This is a genomic window from uncultured Candidatus Kuenenia sp. (assembly GCF_900696675.1).
In the GTDB taxonomy this organism is placed as follows: domain Bacteria; phylum Planctomycetota; class Brocadiia; order Brocadiales; family Brocadiaceae; genus Kuenenia; species Kuenenia stuttgartiensis_A.
In genome coordinates, this window is record NZ_CAADGZ010000263.1 from 1 (window position 1) to 1,619 (window position 1,619).

Here is a 1,619-nt window from a genome sequence, read left to right on the forward strand (position 1 = left end):
CCAGTATTTTTCTGGATTCCCGCTTCCGCGGGAATGACATATTCGTATCTGATTAATGACGCCGTGTATAGCTCTTTGAAAAACCGTACATTTACGGATAATTCGCACAAAACAAAAAATGCAACATTACTTTGTTAAAAAATTAAGCGGCGCATTTTTTCTTAAGGCGTTTCGATTTAATTTTAAAATAGCTATGGGCAAGATTTTCGTTCTTTGATAAGGCATTAGTAGAGGCAAATTCGAGCATGGAATTGACAGCCTGTTTGATTTCGTTGAAGGTGGTGGGTTTCGTTTCAAGGATTTTGGTAAGATAGGCGTTTTGTTTGATCCAGTAGGTGAGGGTCCATGCAACAAGACAGAGATTCCAGTATCTATCAATCTTGTTGATATGCCTGACCTGGTAGTGGTCAAAGTAAAAGGTGTCTTTTAATTCCTTGAAACCGTGTTCAATACCCCAACGGAGCAGGTAGTTGGTAATGACCATTTTGGCAGAGGCACGGAGATTATTGGTAACAAGGATATGATAGGTGTAGTCGTCATCCTTATTCCACTTGCCAAAAATGATTACAAACTTAATGGGTACATCACAATCATTCAGCTTTGCCTCGAACGAATAGGTTTTATGGGAAACTTCAGAGCCATCCGTAGTTTTGAATTTGACGAATTTGATTTTGTCCCAGAAATGCTTCTTGATGAGGGTCACGAGCTCATCTGGTTTGACGAGACATTGGTTTTTCTTTACGGGATGGCGCATGAAGATGTTTCTGTTCGATTTTATTTCGGAATAGAAGATTTTGCCTTTCTTGTGAATGTGCGTGAGGAAGCGTGTTGTCGCATACCAGGAGTCAAAGACTATGCCAGAGAGAGCGAAGCTTTCTGCGTAGAGGTCGAAAAGTTCTAGAGCGATTTGTATCTTGTCTTTGAACTGAGAGTTGTTTTTTCCTCTGGGAAACTCCCTGGCGGGAAGGTAGGGAATGATGTCGATGGGAAAATGCTTTGAGTCTGAGACGAAAGCAGCGCTGACACCGACATTGCAGACCTCTTTTCTTTTGAGTGGCCCGCAGTATTGCAATTTTGCTCCCTCGGTCTTCTTTGCAAAGGGTTTCGGGCAGCCGGTGTCATCGATAGCAAGAAGGCCGTCTTTGGCGGGGGCAGTAGTTCTTTGTTTTTGAATAATTTCCAGTCGTATGCGTTTGAGTGCCTGGGTATCCCATTTTGAATCGGAGAAGAAGTATTGAAGTTTCTGATAATCGGTATGAGTGGCCTTTGCCATCACCTCAAGGGAGTTTCTTTTGTAGTCTTTGAACAAGGCATAGATGACGAGGGTAAACATAGCCATCTGTTTTGTGCTAAAGCAAGAGGCAAAATTTTTCAGAAACGTATTTAACAGAGGAATGTTTGCAGAAAAAATACTCAAATCCTTTGCTCCTGTTGTTGGTTGATTGAAAAATTCACAAGTGCAATTGATAGCAGGAGTAAAGGAATAAGTCAAGCGCAAAATAAGTCACAAAGCATTGATTTGTAGTAAGTTGAGTTGAATTCGACTTATGACTTAAAAATATTTTTTTACATGCGCTTTTTAACAAAGTAATGTTTGATTTTAATATAAAGGCACTTTG

The 1,619-nt window shown here is 40.5% G+C and carries 1 protein-coding gene; it reads right to left on the bottom strand.

Annotated features, from left to right (window positions below; genetic code table 11):
- Nucleotides 1–142: 142 nt before the first annotated feature.
- Entirely contained in the window at nt 143–1,417 is a 1,275-nt protein-coding gene (locus QZT26_RS17530) for an IS701 family transposase (protein WP_295104024.1), read from the bottom strand.
- Nucleotides 1,418–1,619 lie beyond the last annotated feature (202 nt).